Origin of the sequence: Pseudonocardia hydrocarbonoxydans (assembly GCF_006539565.1) — a bacterium.
GTDB lineage: Bacteria > Actinomycetota > Actinomycetes > Mycobacteriales > Pseudonocardiaceae > Pseudonocardia > Pseudonocardia hydrocarbonoxydans.
Window position 1 is genome coordinate 117,248 of record NZ_BJNG01000005.1, and the last position, 20,656, is coordinate 137,903.

A 20,656-nucleotide genomic window follows, 5' to 3' on the forward strand; every position below is an offset into this window, starting at 1 on the left:
GGATCGCGGGGTGGACACCACGACCGCCGAACACCTCCGGACCGCGCTCACCCGCCACCGCTACACCACCGACGCCGTGCGCGAGCTGCTCGGGACCGGCGCGCACGCCGCGCTCGGGCGGGGCGAGGTCGAACCGGCGTACCGCGCCGCGCGCGACGGCGGGGAGCTGGGGGTGCTGGTGCGGCTGCTGCTGCTCGGCTCCGTCGAGCCGGACGCCGCCGTCGCCGCCGCGCTCGCGCCGCTGTCCCCCGCCGACGCCGAGGCCGCGGGCCTGCTGAGACACGTCTCCGGGGGCACCGTCGACGGTGGGTGGGCCGCGGCACTGGACCTGCGCCCCTACGGCGTGGACGACCCGGACGACCCCGCCGAGTGGTGGGTGCTCTCGGACCTGGACTCGCGGCGCCAGGAGCGCGACCACGTCACCGGCGTCGGCGGGGCGTCGCTGACGCTGGCCTCGGCCACCGACCGCCGCCCCGTCGGCACCCTGCTCGACCTCGGCACCGGCTGCGGGGTGCAGGCGCTGCACGCCACCCGGCACGCGGGGGCGGTGACCGCCACCGACGTCGCCCCGCGCGCGCTGGCGCTGGCCCGGGCCACCTTCGCGCTCAACGGTCTCGACGTCGAGCTGCTCGACGGGCCGTGGCTGGAGCCGGTGGCCGGGCGCCGGTTCGACCGGATCGTGTCCAACCCGCCGTTCGTGCCGGGGCCCGCCCGCGTCGACTACGTCTACCGCGACTCCGGCGCCGCCGGGGACGACGCGCTCGCCGCGCTGGTCCGCGACCTGCCCGCGCACCTGGAGCCGGGCGGGGTGGCGCAGCTGCTCGGGTCGTGGCTGCACGTGCGCGGCGAGGACTGGCCCGACCGGGTGCGCTCCTGGCTCCCGCCGGGCGTCGACGCCTGGATCGTGCAGCGCGAGGTGGCCGACCCGGCGCTGCACGTCGGCACCTGGCAGCGCGACGCCGGGCTCGACCTCACCTCGACCGACGCCCGCGCCCAGGCCGGGGCGTGGCTGGACTGGATGGACTCCGCGGCCGTCGAGGCGATCGGGTTCGGGTACCTGGTGCTGCGCCGCACCGACGGCACCCCCGAGGTCGTGGTGGAGGACCTGCTCACCGAGGTGGCCGACCCGCTCGGGCCGGAGGTCGCCGGTTGGCTCGACCGCGTCGACTGGCTGCGTGCCCACCCCGACCTGCTCGACACCCGGCTCGCCGTCGCCCCGCAGGTGGTGCTGGAGACCTTCTCCACGCCCGGCGACGAGGGCTGGACCGACGCCGGCTCGGCCGTCGCGCGGCTGGACGGGCCGCGCTGGCGCCACGAGGTCGACGGCCCCGCCGCCGCCCTGCTCGCGGGCTGCCGCGGCGCCCTGCCGCTGCGCGAGCTGCTGGAGCTGCTGTCCTTCGCCCACGACCGCCCCGTCGACGAGCTGGTGGCCGCGACCCTTCCGGCGGTGCGCGAGCTGGTGCGCCACGGCCTGCTGGTCCCGGCGTGAGGGCCGTCGCGTCCCGGGTGTCCCGCGCGTCCGTGACGGTCGACGGGGCGACGGTCGGGTCGATCGGGCCGGGACTGCTCGTCCTGCTCGGGGTGCACCGCGACGACACCCCCGACGCCGCCGGCGCCATGGCCCGCAAGCTCGCGGAGCTGCGGATACTGGCCGGGGAGCGGTCCTGCGCCGAGGCCGGCGCCCCGCTGCTGGTGGTCAGCCAGTTCACCCTCTACGGCGACACCCGCAAGGGCCGCCGCCCGTCCTGGTCCGCCGCGGCCGCCCCCGCGATCGCCGAACCCCTGGTGGAGGCCGTGGTGGCGGCCCTGCGGGACCGCGGCACCGAGGTGGCGACGGGGGTGTTCGGGGCGGACATGGCGGTGGAGTCGGTCAACGACGGCCCGTTCACGGTGATCGTCGACACGTGAGTGGGGTGGGCGCGGCTCCTACCCGGCGACCGCGGTTCTACGCCGGGCCCGACCTCACGTTCCGGGTGGGCGGGGGACGCGGCGGGACCGGTCACGCTCCGCGAGGCGCCGGGCTGGTGGGCCCGGCGTCGACGCGGTGGCAGGCGGGCGCGTGCGCGCGTCGGCAGGGCGGCGGGGTCGGCAGAGCGCCGCAGGCCGCAATGGGGAGCGGGGCGGGGACGCCATGGGGCGGGGGCGACGGCCCGGCCGAGCCGACGAACGCGTCCCGGACGGCATCGGTGACCGCGTCCCCGACAGCGGCGCCGCCGACCGTCGTCCACAGCCCGGGATCGCTGCGCCGAGCAGCGGGTCGGACCACCTCGCCGATGCGCTGAACGGTCCCTGAACTGCGACAACATGCACAGTTTCGAACATCTGTTCGAGTATACTTAGGGCATGACCGGCGACGCCCTCCACCACGCGCACGAGAATCTCGCTGCCGCCCTGGACGACCTCGCCGCCACCGCCCGGAACGCCACCGACACCGAGCTGCTGTCGGTGCTCACGATGTGCGAGGGCCTCACCCGTCGCATCGACCTCCTCGCCACCACCGCCGTCGCGGCGCTCGACGCCCAGGGTGCGTTCCTCACCCGCGGCTACCGGTCCACCACCCGAGCCCTGTCCGACCTGCTGGGCTGGGACCACCGCCACGCCCACCGCCACACCGTCGTCGCCGACGCCGTGCACACCCGCACGACCCTCGACGGCACCCCGCTCCCCGCCCGGCTGCCCGCCACCGCCGCCTCGTTCACCGCGGGCGACATCGCGCTGCGCCACGTCGAGGTGATCGCCCGGGTCCTGGCCACCCCCGCGGCCTCCCGCCTGGCCCCGCCCGCGTGGTCCGCCGCCGAGCAGCAGCTCGCCGCCGACGCCTCACGGCTCGACCCCACCGCGCTGCAGACCCTGGGCACCGCGCTGATCGCCCTGCTCGACCAGGACGGCGCCGAACCCGACGACGACTCCCCGCCGCCGGTCAACGAGCTGCGCCTGACCCGCCACCGCGGCGGCGCGGGAGGATCGCTGACCGGCCGGTTCGAGGACCCGGCCCTCTACGACGCCATCGCCGCCGTCATCGACGCGAAGGCGAAGCCGCTGACCGCCGACGACCACCGAACGGCGCCCCAGCGCCAGGCCGAGGCGTTGGCCGACGTCTGCGGGTACGTCCTCGACCACGACGACGACCTCCCCGACACCGGTGGTCGCCGCCCCCATATCTCGGTGATCATCCGGCTCGACGACCTGGAACGCCGGGCCCGGGCGGCGATGCTCGACTTCGGCGGCACGATCACCCCTGCCGCCCTCCGCGCCCTGGCCTGTGACGCCGGAGTCGTCCCGGTCGTGATGAACGGCGCCGGGCAGCCCCTCGACGTCGGCCGGGAGAAGCGCACCGTCCCCGACGGGCTCCGCCGGGCCGTCACCGCCCGCGACGGCGGCTGCGCCCACCCCGGCTGCGACCGCCCGCCCTCCTGGTGCGAGGTCCACCACATCCAGCACTGGAGCCGCCAGGGTGCGACCGAGATCGACAATCTCGTCATGCTCTGCAAGGCCCACCACCGCCAGATCCATCACACCGGCTGGACGGTCCGCATCCGCGACGGACTGCCCGAGTTCCTCCCACCCCGGTGGATCGACCCGCAGCAGACACCACGCCGCCTGCCGCCGGCCCTCCTGATCGCCTGACCCGAGCCGACCGCCCGACTCCGGCTGCCGGCGGACGTCGGCGAACCGGCACCCGCGCTCCGCGGGACGGCCACCTCACCGGACGGACGACGCGGACCGCGTCGCCGCCGGAACCGCACCCGATCGGAGCGTGGCGTCGCCGCCGAACGCACGTCGTGGGAGGAGCGGGAGTCGTCCTAGGGTGCGGCATGCCCCGTTGTCGTACGGCTCTGCTCGCGTCCCTGGCTGCCGCTCTCACCGCCTGCGCCACCGCACCGGCCCCGGTGCTGAGCCCGGCCGACGGCACCACGGCACCCACGGCACCCACGGCCGGCGAGAGCAGGGACGTCGCCGGGTTCACCGGGGTGGAGCTGAGCACCGTCGGCGACCTGGTCATCGAGCAGACCGGCACCGAGTCGCTGACGATCGAGGCCGCCCCCGAGGTCGTGCCGCTGCTGACCAGCGAGGTGTCCGGCGGCGTCCTGCGGCTGGGGGTCGCGCCGGGCGCCGAGATCACCACCCGCGAGCCGATCGTCTACCGCCTCACCGTCGCCGCGCTCGACGCGCTGTCGGTCTCGGGCGCCGGCGACGTCACCGCGACGGGACTGCGGACCGAGCGGCTCACCGTCGAGATCGACGGTGCGGGGGACGTGACGCCGGCCGGCGAGGCCGGCACCCAGGTCGTCACCGTCACCGGAGCCGGGGACTACGACGCCGAGGGGCTGTCGAGCCGCACCGCGGAGATCACCGTCGAGGGCACGGGCGACGCCGTCGTGGCGGTGAGCGAGCGGCTCGACGTCCGGATCGACGGCGTCGGGTCCGTCGAGTACATCGGCGATCCGGTGGTGACCCGCGACATCGACGGGGTCGGGTCTGTGCAACCGCGCTGAGTCACGCCGGGTCGTCGACGAAGCTCCGGTAGACCGACAGCAGGGCCGCCCGCTGGGCCGGGGTCAGCCGGGGGTCGCGGGCGATCACGTCCTCGGTGCTCTCCGCCTCGGGGGCGGGGGCCGCGTCGCGCCAGCCGGCCTGGATCAGCAGCTGCTCGGTGGACAGGTGCAGCGCGTCGGCGATGGAGTGCAGCACCTTGAGCGAGGGCTGGTGCAGGCCGCGCTCGACCTGGCTGAGGTAGGCGTTCGACACGCTGGTCATCGCGGCCATCTCGCGCAGCGACAGCTTCGCCAGCTGACGCTGCGCGCGGATGAACCCGCCCAGCGCGTTCATCGACCACGAGCCGGACGGGTCGTCGGGCTGCTCTGCCGCACTCATGCCCGCATCATGTCCTGTCGGGGCCTCAGGTGCCCAACACGTAGCTCCCCGGCGCGGCCATCAGGACCGGGTGCGCGTCGCTGCCCAGCCGCGGCGGGTCGGTCATCTCGCCCGCCCGCTCGCCGATCCACGGCGTCCAGTCCTCCCACCAGCTCGCCTTGTGCTCACCGGCGTCGTCGCGCCAGTCGTCGGCGCTCGCCGGGAGCTCGGCGGCCTCGCCGAACCAGTGCTTGGACTTGGGCGAGGGCGGGTTGACGACGCCCGCGATGTGCCCGGAGTTCGACAGCACGAACCGGGTGGTGCCGCCGAGGTGGCGCAGGCCCTTGTAGACCGAGCGCCACGGCGCGATGTGGTCGGCCTCCGCGCTGACGACGTAGGCGTCCTGGGTGACCGCGCCCAGGTCCAGCCGCTCCCCCGCGAGCTCCATCTTGCCCTCGACGAGCTGGTTGTCGAGGTAGAGGTTGCGCAGGTACTCGGTCTGCATCGCGGCGGGCATGCGGGTGGAGTCGGCGTTCCAGGCCAGCATGTCGAACGCGGCGGGCTCCTCGCCGAGCAGCCAGTCGTTGATCACGTAGTTCCACACCAGGTCGGTGGCGCGCAGCAGGTCGAACGTCGACTTCATGCTGGTGGCGGGCAGGTAGCCGGTGCGGCGCATGGTGCGCTCCAGGCGGTCGACCGTCTTCTCGTCGGTGAAGACGCCGAGCTGGCCGGGCTCGCTGAAGTCGAGCAGCGTGTTCATCAGCGTGATCGAGTTGATCCGCTGGTCACCGCGCGCGGCGAGCCAGGCGGCGGTGGCGGCGGCCAGCGTGCCGCCCAGGCACAGCGCGGCGACGTTGACCTTCTCGGCGCCGGTGACGTCGCGGATCACGTCGAGCGCGGCGAGCGGGCCGTCCTGCATGTAGTCGGCCATCACGACGTCGCGCATGCTCTCGTCGGGGTTGCGGTAGGAGATCACGAACACCGTGTGCCCGTGCTGCACCGCCCACTCGACGAGGCTCTTCCGGGGCGCGAGATCCATGATGTAGTACTTGTTGATCCACGGCGGCGAGAGCAGCAGCGGCACCTCGTGCACCTGCTCGGTCTGCGGCTTGTACTGGATCAGCTCCATCAGCCGGTTGCGGTGCACGACGACACCGGGCGTGGCCGCGAGGTCCTTGCCCACCTCGAACTCGCCCGGGGTGATCTGCCGGGGCATCCCGCCACCGGAGACGGAGTCCCGCAGCATGTTGCGGGTGCCGCGGAACAGGCTCTGCCCGCCGGTCTCGAACGCCTTCTTCACCATCGTCGGGTTCGACCACGGCCAGTTCACCGGCGAGGTCGCGTCGACCGTCTGACGGACCAGGAAATCGATCTTGCGACGGGCCACGGGGCTGAGCTCGACCCCGCTCGCCACGGCCTCCAGGTACTCGGCGAACAGCGCGTGCTGCTGACGGAGGAGGTAGTAGTAGGCGTTGCCCTCCCAGGCCGGGTCGGCGTAGCGGCGGTCCTTCTCCGGCAACGCGGCGGGGCCCGCGCCGTGGCCACCGAGGCTGCGCGCGAGCGCCGTGAGCGTGGCCCGGCCGGACCCGGCCGCGAGACCGGCGGTACGGCGGGCGACCGGCAACGGCCGCGTCAACAGGCCCTTGGCCACCTCACCGAGCGCACCGCCGAAGGCCACGGGATCGATCCGGGCGGCCAGCGCGCCGGGGTCGAGCAGATCCTTCACGCCGTTGACCACCCCCGCTGCGGTCCGCTGGATCGTGGTGGTCGGGTCGCTCGGTGGGGTCACGGCAACTCCTTCGTCGTCGGTTTCCTCGTGGGTACCCCATCGTGACGGCTTACCCACGGGTAGCCATAAGCGCTGGTCACAGGTCACGTGCGAGCGTCGTCACCTCTGATGCTTGAAATCCCAAGCGATACCTCCGAGTAGGCCACGTGTTGCTGCACATGCCTATCGCCACCTACCGTCTGGTAACGACGGCGACGCGGCCGTCCGAGCCCCCCAGGAGCCCACGATGACCGCACCCACCACCTCGATGGGTGGCGCGCTGCGCCACCTCGCGGCCTACAACGCCACCGCGGCGACCCGCACCACCGCCGAGCTGACGCGTTCGGCGGCGCACCTGTGGCTCGACGCCGTGACCCGTCCGCGCACGCCGTGGGCCAACGCCGCCCGCGGCGCGCTGTGGTGGAGCACCATGCTCGACCGGCGCGAGCCGACCTGGCACCGCGCCAACACCGTCGCGCTCACGACGCCGTTCGCGTACCTGCGCGACTTCACCGACCCCGCCGACGCGGGCGACGACGTCGTCCCCACGCTGGTGCTGCCGCCCCAGGCCGGGCACTCCAGCCACGTCATCGACTTCTCCCCGCGGCAGAGCCAGCTCGCCGTGCTCGCCGGGGCCGGCCTCACGAAGCTGTACGCGCTGGAGTGGCGCCCGGCGACCACCGCGACCCGCGACGTCGGCATCACCGACTACCTCGAGGTCATCGACCGGTCGATCCGCCGCATGGGCGGGCGCGCCAACCTCGTCGGCGACTGCCAGGGCGGCTGGCTGGCCGCGATCTACGCGGCGCTGCACCCCGAGCGGGTGCACACCCTCACCCTCGCCGGGGCACCGATCGACTTCCACGCGGGCGAGTCCGTCATCGCCTCCTCCACCCGGGCCATGACCGGGGCGCTCGGCCTGGCCCCGTACAAGGCGCTGGTCCGGATGGGCGGAGGCAACATGCCCGGGCGTGCCGTGCTGGCCAACTTCATCGGGATCCAGCCGCAGTCCGAGGTCTCGCGCCAGCTGCAGCTGCTGCAGAACATCGACGACGAGGCCCACGTCGAGCGCTACCGGGTCTTCGAGGACTGGTTCAAGCACACCCAGGACATCCCCGGCGCGTTCTACCTGTGGCTCGTCGAGCACCTGTTCCACGGCAACGAGCTGATCTCCGGCGACCTGGTGATCGACGGCCGTCGCGCCGACCTCGCGAACATCACCTGCCCGCTGTTCCTGCTCGCCGGGTCGACCGACCACATCACGCCGCCCGCGCAGCTGTTCGCCGCGGCCGACGCCGTCGGCACGCCGCCGGAGCAGATCACCCGGCGCACCGCGCAGGGCGGGCACCTCGGGCTGTTCATGGGCCGCGACGCGCTGCGCGACGACTGGCGGCCGCTGATGGAGGCCGTGTACGCGCTGTCGACCTCGGCCGGTCCGCGTCCGGAGCACGCGGACGCCGTGGCCGACCCGCGGGACACCCCGCGGCTCCCGGCGCCCTGACGGGCCGCTGAGGGTGCGCTGAGACCGCGCTCGCTCCCGGGAACGATTCCCGGGACGGGCGCGTTCAACCCCGTGAGAGCCCCGGCGACGACGGACCACAGCATCCGCTCACCGCCCGGGCCGCGCAGGGGAGGAAGACACATGACAGCGCCCACGAAGTCCGCGCCCACGCCCACCCGACCCACGAAGGCCCGATCGGCCGCCGTGAAGACCGTCCCGAGCCAGCGTACCGGCTCCGGAGCCCGACCCGACTCCGCCGAGCCGGTGGCGTCGTCGGTCTTCGCGAACGCCGCTCCCGGCGAGCGTCCCGAGATGTCCGCCGAGGACCTCGACGCCCAGAGCCCCGCGGCCGACCTCGTCCGCGTGTACCTCAACGGCATCGGCAAGACCGCACTGCTCACCGCGGCCCAGGAGGTGGAGCTCGCGCGGCGCATCGAGGCCGGCGTGTTCGCCCAGCACGTGCTCGACAGCGCGGCCGCCGAGGGCACCGAGCTCGAGCGCCAGTACGCCGCCGACCTGCGGTGGATCGTGCGCGACGGCCGCCGGGCCCGCAACCACCTGCTCGAGGCCAACCTCCGGCTCGTGGTCTCGCTGGCCAAGCGCTACACCGGCCGCGGAATGCCGCTGCTGGACCTCATCCAGGAGGGCAACCTGGGCCTGATCCGCGCGGTCGAGAAGTTCGACTACGCCAAGGGCTTCAAGTTCTCCACCTACGCCACGTGGTGGATCCGCCAGGCCATCACGCGCGGCATGGCCGACCAGGCCCGCACGATCCGGCTGCCGGTGCACCTCGTCGAGCAGGTCAACAAGCTCGCGCGGATCAAGCGCGACCTGCACCAGAAGCTGGGCCGCGACGCCACCCACGAGGAGCTGGCCGAGGAGTCCGGCATCCCCGAGGCCAAGATCGCCGACCTGCTCGACCACGCCCGCGACCCGGTGAGCCTCGACATGCCGGTGGGGTCCGAGGAGGAGGCGCCGCTGGGCGACTTCATCGAGGACGGCGAGGCCGCCGACGCCGAGACCACGGTGATCTCGCACCTGCTCCACGACGACCTGCGGCGCGTGCTCGCCACCCTGGAGGACCGCGAGCGCAACGTCATCACGATGCGGTTCGGTCTCGAGGACGGCCAGCCGCGCACGCTCGACCAGATCGGCAAGCGCTTCGGGCTCTCCCGCGAGCGGGTCCGCCAGATCGAGCGCGAAGTCATGGCCAAGCTGCGGATCGGCGAGCGGGCCGACCGGCTGCGGGCCTACGCCAGCTGAGACCGACCCTCTGACCGGCACCACCCGCTGGGCTCCCCTGAGCGCGGGTGGCGCCGGTCGGGTACCTGTCTACTCCCCCGGCGGCACCGCGGCGAGCCACCGCGCCGGGTCGAACTGGAGTTCACTCCAACGGGGCGCTCAGACCTGTGGGACGAGCGCCGACAGGGCCGCGGAGCCGCGCACCGCGGCGGCGAGGTCGACCAGCGCGGCGCCGTGCGCCGCGGCGAGCGCGGCCCCGTCGTCGGCGAGGGTGGAGCGGTCGACGTAGGCCGAGTGGTCGAAGTACAGGCCCGGCGCGAGGACCTGCACCGCGAAGAAGCCGGCCAGCACGTTGCGCAGGTCGTTGGCGGCGAGGAAGTGGTGGCCGCTCGCGCCGGTGAGGACGGTGGCCGCGGCCGTGCCCTGCAACGGCTGCGTCGTCTCCCCCCAGCGCCCGCGCTCGGTGGCCTCCAGCAGCGTCTTGAGCAGCGCGCTGTAGGTGGCGCGGTAGACCGGGCTGCCGAACACGACGGCGTCGGCGGCGTCGATCGCGGCCACGACGTCGGCGACGTCGGCTCCGCCGAGCTCGATCAGGCGGGTCGTCGCCCCGGCCGACCCGGCCCCGGCCAGCACGGCCGCGACCGCGGTGGAGGTGCGTCCCCCGGCGTCCGGGCCGCCGGAGATCCCCACGACGTTCATCCGCCCTCCCCCGCGGTCACCGCGTAGCGCCCGCGGTAGTACAGCAGCGGCAGCCGCTCCGGGTCGGCCCCGAGGTCGCGCACCTGGGCGACGACGATCGTGTGGTCGCCGCCGTCGAACTCGTCGCGCAGCTCGCAGTCGATCCAGGCGCTCACGCCGTCGAGCACCGGGGCCCCCGACGGGCCGGGTCGCCACGCCACCCCGGCGAACTTGTCGACGCCCGAGCGCGCGAACCCGGTGGAGAGCTCCCGGTGGTCGGCGGCCAGCACGTTGACGCAGAACGCGCCGACCGCCCGGATCCGCGGCCAGGTCGACGACGTGCGGGCGGGCGCGAAGCTCACCAGCGGCGGCTCCAGCGACAGCGACGAGAACGACTGGCAGGTGAAACCCAGCGGGCCGTCCGGCCCGGCGGCGGTGATCACGACGATCCCGGACACGAAGTGACCGAGCACGTCGCGCATCACCGCGGGCGAGACCGGTCCCGGTGGCGCGCTCATGACCCGAGCCTAACCACGGCTACGCGGTTCGGCCCAGCCGACAATTCATCGGCTGTTGAACTAGGGCCGGGGACGGCGCTACCGTGCTCCATGCCCACCGTGCTCGGTCTCGCCCACGCCGCGGACGCCGCCCGTACCGGTGGCAAGGCCGCCCACCTGGCGGCGCTGCTGGCGGCCGGGTTCCCGGTGCCGGACGGCTTCTGCGTCACCACCGGGGCCTACGCGCGGGTGGCCACCGGGGTCCCCACCGGCGGACCGGACCTCGCCGCGCGCGCCCGCGCCGCACTGCTCGCTGCGACCGTCCCGGCCGACGTCGCGACGCAGGTACGCGCGGCCTACGCCGCGCTCGGCGCCGACGTGCCCGTGGCCGTCCGCTCGTCGGCGACCGCGGAGGACCTGCCCGACGCCAGCTCCGCCGGCCAGCAGGACACGTTCCTGCACGTCGTCGGCGCCGACGCGGTGCTCGACGCCGTGCGCCGCTGCTGGGCCTCGCTGTGGACCGACCGCGCCGTGAGCTACCGCACCGAGGCCGGGATCGACCACGGCACCGTCGCGCTGGCCGTCGTCGTCCAGCGCATGGTCGACGCGGAGGTGGCAGGCGTGCTGTTCACCGCCGACCCGGTCAGCGGACGGCGCACCCGCACCGTCATCGACGCCGCGCCCGGCCTCGGCGAGGCCGTGGTGTCGGGTGCGGTGAACCCCGACCACGTCGTGGTGGACGGCGGAGGGGTCGACGCGGACGGGGTGATCACCGAGCACCGGATCGGGGACAAGGCCGTCGCCGTCCGCGGGGTCGCGGGCGGCGGCACCGAGCGCGTCGCCGCGACCGCCCCGGAGCGGGCCTGCCTGTCCGACGACCAGGTGCACGCCCTGGTCGCGGTGGGCCGCCGGGTGGAGGCGCACCTGGGCACGCCGCAGGACGTCGAGTGGGCGATCGACGGGGAGGGCACGGTGTGGCTCACGCAGTCCCGGCCGATCACGACGCTCTACCCGCAGCCGCCGGACCGCGGGCCCGGGCTGCGCGTGTACTTCTGCGTCAGCCTGGCCCAGGGACTGACGGCGCCGATCACGCCGATGGGCATGTCCGGGTTCCGGGTGATCGCCGCAGCCGTCGCCGGAGGTGCGTTCGGGGCCCCGGTCGCCGACCCGACCGGCGGGCCGCCCGCGCTCGTCCAGCTGGGCGGGCGGGCGTTCGTCGAGGTCACCGAGGTGCTGCGGAGCCGGGTGGGCCGCGCGCTCGTGCCGCGGGTGCTCGACGTGATGGAGGCCCGTTCGGCGGTGGTGCTGCGCGGGCTGTCCGCCGAGCCGGACCTGGCCGTGCGGCCGGGCACGGTGCTGCCGGTCGTACGCGGGCTGGCGCGGGTCCTGGCCCGGTTCCGGGTGCCGCCGGTGGTCGCGCTGTCCCTGGCCTGCCCGGCGGCCGGGCGGCGCCGGGTCGACCGGCTCGGCGCCCGCCTGCGCGCGAGGACGGCCGTGCCCGCCGGGCTTCCCGCGCCTGCGCGGCTCGACCACGTCGAGCGGGTGCTGTCCGGGATCTTCCCCGTGCTGCCCTCGACGATGCCGGTCGCGGCCGCGGGGTTCCTCGGGCTGGCACTGGCCCGCCGGGCCGCGGCGGGCGAGCTCGACGACGACGCCACCCACGAGGTGCTGCGCTCGCTCCCGCACAACGTCACCACGGAGATGGACCTGGAGCTGTGGGCCGCGGCCACCCGGATCCGCGCCGACGCCCGTTCCGCGGCCGCCCTGCGCGGCCCCCTCCCCGACGTGCTCCCGCCCGTGCTGGCCCGCGAGCTCGCCTCCTTCCTGTCCCGGCACGGGCACCGCGCCGTCGGGGAGATCGACCTCGGCGTGCCGCGCTGGTCCGACGACCCCGCCCACGTGCTCGGCGTGCTGGCCAACTACCTCCGCCTCGACGACCCCGACCGCGCCCCAGACGTCCGGTTCGCCCGGGGCGCGCGGGCCGCGGAGACGGCCGTGGCCCGGGTCGTCGACCGGGTGCGGCGGCGGTCGCGGGTACGGGGCGCGCTGGTGGCGTTCGGGCTGAGCCGGACCCGTCAGCTCGCCGGGATGCGGGAGACGCACAAGGACCTCCTGGTCCGGGCCCTCGCCCACGTCCGCGCCCAGCTCGCCGTGATCGGTGCGGAGCTGGTCGCGCGCGGGCTGCTCGACGCCGTCGACGACGTGTACTTCCTGGAGCTGCCCGAGGCCCGCACCGCGATCGGCGGCGCCGACCACCGCGCGCTGGTCGCGGACCGTCGCGCCGCCCACGCCCGCGAGCTGCGCCGCCGGCACGTGCCGCGCGTGCTGCTCTCCGACGGCACCGAGCCCGAGGCGCTCGCCGCACCCCCGCCCGACGGCGCGCTCGTCGGCACCCCGGCGTCGGCGGGCGTGGTCACCGCACCCGCCCGGGTGGTGCTCGACCCGGTCGGGGCGCACCTGGAACCCGGCGAGATCCTCGTCGCCCCGTCCACCGACCCCGGCTGGACCCCGCTGTTCCTCACCGCAGGCGGGCTCGTCATGGAGATGGGCGGGTCGAACTCGCACGGTGCGGTGGTGGCGCGGGAGTACGGCATCCCGGCCGTCGTCGGGGTGGCGGACGCGACGCGGCGGCTGCGCACCGGCGAGCTCGTCACCGTCGACGGGGCGGCGGGCGCGATCACGACGGACTGAACAGCGCGACTCGCGGGCACAGAACACGCGACTCGCGGCACCCGCGGGCGCCGACGCCATGTCCCGCGCACCGGCCGCCGGCGCCCCGGTGCCGATCACGCCGACGTCGATCGGGAGCACGCTCAGCGCGCCGCACGTCTCACCGCCGGCCCTCGACGGTGGCGCTGGCCGAGGCGGCGAAGGGGTGTGCCGAGCCCGCGGCCGGCTGCCTGGTGGCGGCGGCGGGCCAGGTCCTGGAGCGGGTGGGCCGGGCACCCACCTGGGCCTGGTGATCTGCGGCGGCAACGTCACGGCCGCGGACGTGGCGACGTGGACGGCCCGCTTCACCTCCCCTGAACCACCCTGCCCGCCGGTGTTCCAGCGCACCGGCAACTGGTTCATGCCGCGCCGCAACCGGCCCTTCCCCGCGCTACGCGAAGGCCACGGAGACGCTGGACCCGTCGGAGCACGTGTTCCTCTCCTGAGCGGGTCACGCCGCCCGGAGTAGCCGGGCCGGGCCCCACCCGGCCTGGCGGACCGACCGGACGCGCCGGGGTTGGCCGTCCCGTGCCGGTGTGCCCGGACCCGGGGCGCTCCCAGGATGGTCGCGTGGAACGCAACGCGGCATCCGGTGTGCAGCAGGACGTCGTGGACCTCGGGCGTCCGATCGCCTACCTCGCGCTCGCCGAGGGCACCCCCGTCCTGGACCGCGCACGCCGGCGGATCGGGGTGGTCGACCAGGTGATCGCCGACATCGACCTCGACCTGTTCCACGGCGTCGTCGTGCACACCCACCCGCTGCCCGGACGCGACCTCTACGCCGACCGCGACCAGATCGCGGAGCTTTACGAGCACGCGGTGCTGCTGGCGGTCACCGTCGAGGACCTGCACGAGCCCAGGGACCCCGGCCCTCCGCGCCGGGACGGCCATCCGCGTGGTCCCGAGACCCGGCTCGAGGCCGGGCTGCGCCGGGCCTGGGACCGAATCACCGGCCGGCGCTGACGCACGAGGAGCCCCATGACCTACCAGCAGTTCCTGGCCATGGTCGCCCGGATCGCGGACACCGACCGGGACACCGCCGAGCGCGCCTCCCAGGCCGTCCTCACGGTGCTGGGCCGGCACCTGAGCCGCGGCGAGGCCGCTGACGTGCTGGAGAGCCTCCCGCCGGAGCTGCAGGCCTACGTCTGGTCGGCGGGCAGCCCGGAGCGCTTCCCTCCCGAGGAGTTCCTGCGCCGCGTCGCCGAGCGGGAGGGCACCGACACGCTCACCGCGGAGCGGCACGCCCGGGCCGTGTTCACCGCGCTGCGCCAGGCGACCGGGCCCGACGAGTACGAGGACGTCCGCGCCCAGCTCGGGAGGCACTACGCCGCGCTGCTCGACGCCGACGCCCTCGTGCCCGATCTCGACACCGTCGTCGGCACGGTCGCCGCGAAGGCGGGGATCGACGACGACGCCGCACGCACGCTCGTCGAGGCGGTGCTCGAGACGCTCGCCGAGCGCATCGCCCCCGGCGACTCCGACGACCTCGCCGTGCGCCTGCCCGTGGCCCTGCACCCCCCGCTGCACCGCGGCCGCGACGCCGGCGAGCAGTCCCGCCGGATGGGGCCGGAGGAGTTCGTCGTCCGGGTCGCGCGGCGGGCCGGGCTGCAGCCGGACGAGGCCGCACGACGCATCCCCACGGTGTTCGCCACGCTGCGCCCGGTCGTCGGCGACGAGTTCTTCGACATCATCGTCCAGCTGCCGGACGGGTACCGCCCCCTGTTGGGCGCCGCCCGGACCGGCTGACCGAGGAGGCACCGTGCTCCCGCGCATCGACCGAGTCATCACCTCCGTCACCGAGACGACCGACGACGGGCCGCGCACCGTCGAGACCAGCACCTGGCTGCTCGGTGACGACGAACAGGTCCTCGTCGTCGACGCCGCGCACGATCCCGCGCAGATCCGGGCCGCGATCGGGGACCGGCGGGTGGTCGGGGTCGCGTGCACGCACGCGCACCGCCACCACACGGACCAGGCCGTCGCGCTCGCGGACGCGGTCGGGGCGCCGACCATGCTGAACGAGGCCGACCATCCCCTCTGGGACGAGGTGCACGCCGACCACGGGCCCGACGAAGACCTCCCGCACGACGAGGAGATCGCCGTCGCGCACGTCACGGTTCGGGTGCTGCACACCCCGGGCCACACGCCCGGCTCGGTGTGCCTGTACGTGCCCGCGCTCGACGTCGTGTTCACCGGCGACACGCTGCTCAAGGGCGGCCCGCTGCGCACCGACCGGACGCTGAGCAAGTACCCGCAGATCACCCGGTCGCTGCGCGAGCGTGTGCTGGGGCTCCCGCCGGAGACGCGCGTGCTGCCCGGGCACGGCGACGAGACGACGGTCGGTGCCGAGCGCGACCTCCCGGAGCTCGTGCCGCCGCTCGAGCCCTGATCCCCCTGATCGCACTGTTCCCGGGGGGCGAACGGCGGAGCGCCACCTCGCCTCGGCGGAGCGAAGACGGGTGGTGCCGCCCCGGGCAGCATCCACGTCATGACCGTGAACCCGGCTGCCGCACCACCCGTCGTCCCGCGCGGTACCAACCCTGTGGGGGACGGCATCGTCGTCGGCCTCGGACCGGTGGAGGTCGAGGCCTACATCGACTTCGCCTGTCCCTTCTGCCGGCAGTTCGAGCTGATGGCCGGGCCGACCCTCGACCGGCTGCTCGAGGACCAGCTCATCACCTTCGTCCGGCACCCGATGGACTTCCTCGACGCCGTCTCCACCACGGGGTACTCGACGCGCGCCGCGGCGGCCGCCGCGGCCGCGTCGGACGCCGGCATGTTCCACGAGTACGCCCGGACCCTGTTCGCGAACCAGCCGCCCGAGGGCGGCCCCGGCCTCACCGACGGTCAGCTCGTCCAGCTCGGGCAGGAGATCGGTATCACCGGCGAGCAGTTCCCCGAGACGGTCCGCCGGGGCACCTACCTGCCCTGGCCGCCGTTCGTCACCCAGCGGGCGATCGGGCGCGGGATCGGGGGGACGCCCAGCGTCTTCGTGGACGGCGTGGCGATACCGGCCCGGCCGGGCCCGATCCTGACCGCGGTCCAGGCCGCGATCGACGGTGCCGTCTAGCCAGCTCCTAGCCGTCGGTGCGGACCTCCGTGCCGTCCTGGCCCCAGCGGGTGTGGAACGACCCGTCGGCGTCCGCGCGCACCTGCGCGAAGCCCTGCGCGTAGGCCACGACCTTGCTCGCGTAGAGGGCCTGGCGGATGTCGTCCACGAGGCTGTCGGCGCGGCGCCCGTCCCCCGGCGTGGGGCCGGCCGGCGTGGTCGACGCGGCCTTGCGCTCGTCGCGCAGCGCCGAGAGCCCGCGCGCGAACACGGCCTCGGTGATGCCGGTGAGCGGAAGTCCCAGGCCCAGCGCGTCGAGGGCGGTCCAGGTGGCCGCCGGTCTTCTCGTCGGTCTTGGCCAGCACCTTCGCCGTGATCTCGATGAGGAACGACTCCAGGTCGCCGCTGTTCCACTCCTCGAAGATCGTCGCGATGGCCGGGCGTCCAGCCCGGCGACGGGGGTGAGCAGGTCGTAGGCCTCGGCGATGAGCTGGATGTCGGCGCACCCACCAGACCCCGCGAGTCGCGCTTTTCCCGCCCGCGAGTCGCGACGTGCCCGCCCACGGGTCGCGCCCCTCCCGTCCGCGGGTCGGGGGATCCGGGCGACCGTCAGCGGAAGCGGGTGGGGTCGTCCAGGAAGGCCTGGCGGCAGCCGGTGCCGCAGAACCAGGTGGTGGTGCCGGCGTGCTGGGCGGAGATGCCGGCCGGGGTGACCGCCACCGACATCCCGCACACCGGGTCGACGGCCACCTCCGGCGCCCCCGCGGGCACGTTCGGCGCGCCTGGCAGGTGCACCCGCGGACGCCGGGCCACGATGTCGGCGAAGACCGACAGCGCGATCTCCGGGGCGCTGCGGGCGCCGATGTCGAGACCGGCCGGGGCGTGGACGCGCGCCCGGTCCGCAGGCGCGACGCCCAGCGCGGCCAGCTCGTCGAGCACCCCGGCGGCCCGGCGGGGGCTGGCCACCAGCGCCACGTAGCCGACGCCCGCGGCGAGCGCGTCGCGCAGCACCGTGGCCTCGTCCCGGCCGTCGACGTCGCGGCCGTGCGCGGCCACCACCACCGCCGAGGTGTCCGGCGCGATCTCCGTGCCGCCGGGGCGCACGTCGTACTCCAGCGCCCCGCCCACCCGCAGCAGCGCCCGGGCCACCGGTGCGTCGCCGTACACGGTGACGAGGGTGGCGGGCACCATCGCCTCCAGGAAGATCTCCAGGGTGCCGCCGGACAGGCACGGGTTGCCGACGGTGCGCACCCCCTCCTCGGCAGGCTCCGGGGAGCCGGCGTGCGGGGTGATCCGCAGCAGGCCCGACTCGCCGGCCTGCAGCAGCCGCAGGCTCTCCAGCCGCACCGTCGACTCCGCGCACACCCCGCCGACGAAGCCGTCGACGGTGCCGTCGGCGAGCACGAGCGCGCAGTCGCCGGGCTTGGCGCTGGTCGGGCGCTCGGCACGGACCACCGTGGCCAGCACGAACGGGGTGCGCCCGGACCGCAGCCCGTCGACCCGCGAGAGCAGCTCCGCCGTCCTCATCGTCACTCCACCGCCAGATCGTTGCGCAGGGGCCTGCCCTGCATCGCCCGCCACACCTGCGCCGGGGTGAGCGGCATGTCGGCGTGCCGCACCCCGATCGCGTCGAGCACCGCGTTCACCACCGCCGCCGGCGACCCGACGGTGGCGCACTCCCCGATCCCCTTCGCGCCGACCGGGTGGTGCGGGGACGGCGTCACCGTCTCCCCCAGCTCCCACGACGGGCACTCCTTCGCCGTGGGCAGCAGGTAGTCCATGAACGAGGCGCCCAGGTGGTTGCCGGCCCCGTCGAAGGCCATCAGCTGCATCAGCGCCATCCCGACGCCGTCGGCGAGGCCGCCGTGGATCTGCCCCTCGACGATCGTCGGGTTGATCCGGACCCCGCAGTCGTCGACGGCGACGAACCGGCGCACGCGCACCTGCCCGGTCCCGGTGTCGACGTCGACCACGCACACGTAGGCGCCGCAGGGGAAGGTCAGGTTCGGCGGGTTGTAGACGCACGCGGCGTCCAGCTGGCCCTCGACGCCCGCGGGCAGCTCGAGGTCGGAGTGGGCGGCGAGCGCGATCTCGGCGAGCGTCGCGCCCGCGCCCGGCACGCCGCGGACGCCGAACCGGCCGTGGTCCCACTCCAGGTCCTCCGGCGCCACCTCCAGCAGCGCGGCGGCGACGGTGCGGGCCCGGTCGCGCACCCGCCGCGCGGCGATCACGGTGGCCGCCCCGGCGACCGGGGTGGAGCGCGAGCCGTAGGTCCCGAGCCCGAACGGGGTGCGGTCGGTGTCGCCCTGCACCACGTCGACCTCGTGCGGGGAGATGCCCAGCTCCTGGGCGACGAGCTGCGCGAACGTGGTCTCGTGGCCCTGCCCCTGCGACATGCAGGACACCTTCAGCACCGCCGAGCCGCTCGGGTGGATGCGCAGCTCGGCGGCGTCGGCCATGCCGAACCCGGCGACGTCCATCGTCGCGCGCGGGCCGGCGCCGACGGCCTCGGTGAAGAAGCTCAGGCCGATGCCCATGCGGGTGCTCCCGCCGGTGCCGCGCGCCTGCTCGCGGCGCAGCTCGTCGTAGCCCGCGAGCTCCAGGGCGAGCGCGAGGGTGCGCGGGTAGTCGCCGGAGTCGTACTCCCAGCCGGTGGCGCAGACGTAGGGAAGTCCGCGGGGCGCAGCAGGTTCTGCATGCGCAGCTGCGCCGGGTCGCGGCGCAGGTCGTGGGCCAGCACGTCGACGAGCCGCTCCACCAGGTAGGACGCCTCGGTCACCCGGAACGAGCACGCGTAGGCGACGCCACCGGGTGCCTTGTTGGTGTGGACGCCGGTCACGTGGCAGTGCGCGGCCGGCACGGCGTAGGAGCCGGTGAAGACGTGGAAGAACCCGGCGGGGAACTTCGAGGGCTGCGCGGTGCCGTTGAACGCGCCGTGGTCGGCCAGCACCCGGACCCGCAGGCCCAGGATCCGGCCGTCCGCGGTGGCCGCGATCTCCCCGCGCATGTGGTAGTCGCGGGCGAAGGCGGTGCTCATCAGGTTCTCGGAACGGTCCTCGGTCCACTTCACCGGCGCCCCGGTGATCGTCGAGGCGACGACCGCGCACAGGTAGCCCGGGTACATGCCGACCTTGTTGCCGAACCCGCCGCCGATGTCGGGCGCGACGATCCGGATGCGATGCTCGGGGATGCTGGCGATCCGCGAGTACAGCGCGCGGTGCGCGTGCGGGGCCTGGGTGGTGGCGAACACCGTGAGCCCGCCACCGACCGGGTCGGCGCTCGCCACGACGCCGCAGGTCTCCAGCGGCGAGGGGTGCACCCGGGGGTAGAGCAGGTCGCAGGTGCTGACGTGGTCGGCCGCGGCGAACGCGGCGGCCGTGGCGTCGGCGTCACCGGACTCCCAGTCGAAGATCCGGTTGTCGGCCTGCTTCTCGTCGCGGACCAGCGGTGCGTCGGGGTCCAGGGCGCGGCGGGCGTCGACGACCGGCTCCAGCGGCGCGTACTCGACGTCGATCAGGGCGAGCGCGTCGCGGGCGGCGTAGCGGTTCTCCGCGACGACGAAGGCGACCTCCTGCCCCTGGTAGCGCACCTTGTCGGTGGCCAGCACAGCGGCGACGTCGTGCGAGAGCGTCGGCATCCACGCCATCCCGCGCGCGGCCAGCGTCTCACCGGTCACCACGGCGCGCACCAGCGGGTGCGACTCGGCCGCGCTGACGTCGACGGAGACGATCCGGGCGTGCGCGTGCGGGCTGCGCAGGACCGCGCCGTGCAGCATCCCCGGCAGCGTGACGTCGTCGACGAACCGGCCCCGCCCCCGCACGAACCGCGCGTCCTCCTTGCGGAGCATGCGCCCGTGACCGGTCGGGGTCGGGTGGTCGGCGAGGGAGGTCACGGCGACCCGCCTGCGGCCGCGTGCCGGATCGCCCGCACGATGTTCTCGTAGCCGGTGCAGCGGCACGTCACGCCGGAGACGGCCTCGCGGATGTCGTCCTCGGAGGGGTCGGGGTCGTGGTCGAGCAGCCAGCGGGCCGTCATGAGCATGGCGGGCGTGCAGAACCCGCACTGCAGGCCGTGGCAGGCGATGAAGGAGGTCTGCACCGGGTCGAGCCCCGAGGGCCCCTCCAGCCCCTCGACCGTGCGCACCCGCCGCCCGCCGGCCATCGCGGCGAGCACCGTGCAGGACTTGACGGGCAGCTCGTCCATCCACACCACGCACGCGCCGCAGTTGGAGGTGTCGCAGCCCCAGTGGGTGCCGGTGAGCCCGAGGTCGTCGCGCAGCAGGTGGACCAGCAGCAGCCGCGGCTCGATCTCGCGGGTGTGCTCCCGCCCGTTGACGGTCAGCGTCACCTCCACCGGAC

The 20,656-nt window shown here is 74.9% G+C and carries 17 protein-coding genes and 2 pseudogenes; 11 read left to right on the forward strand and 8 right to left on the reverse strand.

Translation table 11 applies throughout. The features are described 5' to 3' along the window. Positions 1-10 precede the first annotated feature (10 nt). From PHY01_RS03320 to PHY01_RS03335, 4 genes are all read left to right on the forward strand, one after another. Positions 11-1,489 (forward strand): DUF7782 domain-containing protein, encoded by a 1,479-nt coding sequence (locus PHY01_RS03320; RefSeq protein ID WP_141276913.1) that lies wholly within the window; start codon positions 11-13, stop codon positions 1,487-1,489. Then, positions 1,486-1,908 carry a D-aminoacyl-tRNA deacylase gene (dtd, locus tag PHY01_RS03325; protein WP_141276915.1) on the forward strand — a complete coding sequence of 141 codons (423 nt, stop codon included), beginning with the start codon at positions 1,486-1,488 and terminating at the stop codon, positions 1,906-1,908. The genes PHY01_RS03320 and dtd overlap by 4 nt, the downstream gene beginning before the upstream one ends. Before the next feature lie 435 nt (positions 1,909-2,343). Further along, positions 2,344-3,627 carry an HNH endonuclease signature motif containing protein gene (locus PHY01_RS03330; RefSeq protein ID WP_141276917.1) on the forward strand — a complete coding sequence of 428 codons (1,284 nt, stop codon included), beginning with the start codon at positions 2,344-2,346 and terminating at the stop codon, positions 3,625-3,627. 188 nt (positions 3,628-3,815) lie between these two features. Further along, positions 3,816-4,496 (forward strand): GIN domain-containing protein, encoded by a 681-nt coding sequence (locus PHY01_RS03335; RefSeq protein WP_141276919.1) that lies wholly within the window; start codon positions 3,816-3,818, stop codon positions 4,494-4,496. 1 nt (position 4,497) lies between these two features. Here the strand turns inward: PHY01_RS03335 and PHY01_RS03340 are convergent, their stop codons facing one another. Both PHY01_RS03340 and PHY01_RS03345 read right to left on the reverse strand, forming a co-directional pair. Further along, positions 4,498-4,875: a helix-turn-helix domain-containing protein gene (locus tag PHY01_RS03340; RefSeq protein WP_141276921.1), complete on the reverse strand. Its 378-nt coding sequence runs from the start codon at positions 4,873-4,875 to the stop codon at positions 4,498-4,500. Positions 4,876-4,900: 25 nt separating this feature from the next. Then, on the reverse strand, positions 4,901-6,643 hold the full coding sequence (locus PHY01_RS03345) for a PHA/PHB synthase family protein (RefSeq protein ID WP_141276923.1): 1,743 nt from the start codon (positions 6,641-6,643) through the stop codon (positions 4,901-4,903). A 226-nt stretch (positions 6,644-6,869) separates the two neighbouring features. On the opposite strand from PHY01_RS03345, the gene PHY01_RS03350 reads away from it, so the two are divergent. Both PHY01_RS03350 and PHY01_RS03355 read left to right on the forward strand, forming a co-directional pair. Then, positions 6,870-8,123, forward strand: a complete 1,254-nt coding sequence (locus tag PHY01_RS03350; protein WP_141276925.1) for a DUF3141 domain-containing protein — start codon at positions 6,870-6,872, stop codon at positions 8,121-8,123. Between the two features lie 312 nt (positions 8,124-8,435). Continuing rightward, entirely contained in the window at positions 8,436-9,386 is a 951-nt protein-coding gene (locus tag PHY01_RS03355; protein ID WP_141277107.1) for a sigma-70 family RNA polymerase sigma factor, read from the forward strand. A 138-nt stretch (positions 9,387-9,524) separates the two neighbouring features. On the opposite strand, the gene PHY01_RS03360 is transcribed toward PHY01_RS03355, so the two are convergent. Then, positions 9,525-10,064, reverse strand: a complete 540-nt coding sequence (locus tag PHY01_RS03360) for an NAD(P)H-dependent oxidoreductase (protein WP_141276927.1) — start codon at positions 10,062-10,064, stop codon at positions 9,525-9,527. Beyond that, positions 10,061-10,561, reverse strand: coding sequence for a flavin reductase family protein (locus PHY01_RS03365; RefSeq protein ID WP_218029983.1), 501 nt, complete (start codon positions 10,559-10,561; stop codon positions 10,061-10,063). The genes PHY01_RS03360 and PHY01_RS03365 overlap by 4 nt, the downstream gene beginning before the upstream one ends. Positions 10,562-10,651: 90 nt before the next feature. Between PHY01_RS03365 and PHY01_RS03370 the strand changes: the two genes are divergently transcribed. The 5 genes from PHY01_RS03370 (at position 10,652) to PHY01_RS03390 (ending at position 16,319) form a co-directional block, all read left to right on the forward strand. Further along, positions 10,652-13,231: a PEP/pyruvate-binding domain-containing protein gene (locus tag PHY01_RS03370; protein ID WP_141276929.1), complete on the forward strand. Its 2,580-nt coding sequence runs from the start codon at positions 10,652-10,654 to the stop codon at positions 13,229-13,231. A gap of 588 nt (positions 13,232-13,819) precedes the next feature. Beyond that, positions 13,820-14,212 (forward strand): PRC-barrel domain containing protein, encoded by a 393-nt coding sequence (locus PHY01_RS03375; protein ID WP_246085670.1) that lies wholly within the window; start codon positions 13,820-13,822, stop codon positions 14,210-14,212. 15 nt (positions 14,213-14,227) lie between these two features. Further along, positions 14,228-14,995: a DUF2267 domain-containing protein gene (locus PHY01_RS03380; RefSeq protein ID WP_141276931.1), complete on the forward strand. Its 768-nt coding sequence runs from the start codon at positions 14,228-14,230 to the stop codon at positions 14,993-14,995. A gap of 13 nt (positions 14,996-15,008) precedes the next feature. After that, the gene (locus PHY01_RS03385) at positions 15,009-15,638 is read left to right on the forward strand and encodes an MBL fold metallo-hydrolase (protein ID WP_141276932.1); all 630 of its coding nucleotides are present in this window, start codon (positions 15,009-15,011) and stop codon (positions 15,636-15,638) included. Between the two features lie 99 nt (positions 15,639-15,737). Next, positions 15,738-16,319: a DsbA family protein gene (locus PHY01_RS03390; RefSeq protein WP_141276934.1), complete on the forward strand. Its 582-nt coding sequence runs from the start codon at positions 15,738-15,740 to the stop codon at positions 16,317-16,319. Positions 16,320-16,326: 7 nt separating this feature from the next. Here the strand turns inward: PHY01_RS03390 and PHY01_RS03395 are convergent. From PHY01_RS03395 to PHY01_RS03410, 4 genes and pseudogenes are all read right to left on the reverse strand, one after another. Beyond that, positions 16,327-16,804, reverse strand: a pseudogene (locus PHY01_RS03395) (hypothetical protein). A 103-nt stretch (positions 16,805-16,907) separates the two neighbouring features. Then, the gene (locus tag PHY01_RS03400; protein ID WP_141276936.1) at positions 16,908-17,825 is read right to left on the reverse strand and encodes an XdhC family protein; all 918 of its coding nucleotides are present in this window, start codon (positions 17,823-17,825) and stop codon (positions 16,908-16,910) included. Between the two features lie 2 nt (positions 17,826-17,827). Continuing rightward, a pseudogene (locus PHY01_RS28065) lies at positions 17,828-20,145 on the reverse strand (aerobic carbon-monoxide dehydrogenase large subunit). A gap of 41 nt (positions 20,146-20,186) precedes the next feature. Then, positions 20,187-20,651 (reverse strand): (2Fe-2S)-binding protein, encoded by a 465-nt coding sequence (locus PHY01_RS03410; protein ID WP_141276938.1) that lies wholly within the window; start codon positions 20,649-20,651, stop codon positions 20,187-20,189. Positions 20,652-20,656 lie beyond the last annotated feature (5 nt).

Bases quoted from the DNA above. Each gene is read 5' to 3' on its own strand.
- PHY01_RS03330 (WP_141276917.1), top strand. From the start codon at position 2,344: ATGACCGGCGACGCCCTCCACCACGCGCACGAGAATCTCGCTGCCGCC.
- PHY01_RS03335 (WP_141276919.1), top strand. From the start codon at position 3,816: ATGCCCCGTTGTCGTACGGCTCTGCTCGCGTCCCTGGCTGCCGCTCTC.
- PHY01_RS03340 (WP_141276921.1), bottom strand. From the start codon at position 4,875: ATGAGTGCGGCAGAGCAGCCCGACGACCCGTCCGGCTCGTGGTCGATG.
- PHY01_RS03350 (WP_141276925.1), top strand. From the start codon at position 6,870: ATGACCGCACCCACCACCTCGATGGGTGGCGCGCTGCGCCACCTCGCG.
- PHY01_RS03355 (WP_141277107.1), top strand. From the start codon at position 8,436: ATGTCCGCCGAGGACCTCGACGCCCAGAGCCCCGCGGCCGACCTCGTC.
- PHY01_RS03360 (WP_141276927.1), bottom strand. From the start codon at position 10,064: ATGAACGTCGTGGGGATCTCCGGCGGCCCGGACGCCGGGGGACGCACC.
- PHY01_RS03365 (WP_218029983.1), bottom strand. From the start codon at position 10,561: ATGAGCGCGCCACCGGGACCGGTCTCGCCCGCGGTGATGCGCGACGTG.
- PHY01_RS03370 (WP_141276929.1), top strand. From the start codon at position 10,652: ATGCCCACCGTGCTCGGTCTCGCCCACGCCGCGGACGCCGCCCGTACC.
- PHY01_RS03380 (WP_141276931.1), top strand. From the start codon at position 14,228: ATGACCTACCAGCAGTTCCTGGCCATGGTCGCCCGGATCGCGGACACC.
- PHY01_RS03390 (WP_141276934.1), top strand. From the start codon at position 15,738: ATGACCGTGAACCCGGCTGCCGCACCACCCGTCGTCCCGCGCGGTACC.
- PHY01_RS03400 (WP_141276936.1), bottom strand. From the start codon at position 17,825: ATGAGGACGGCGGAGCTGCTCTCGCGGGTCGACGGGCTGCGGTCCGGG.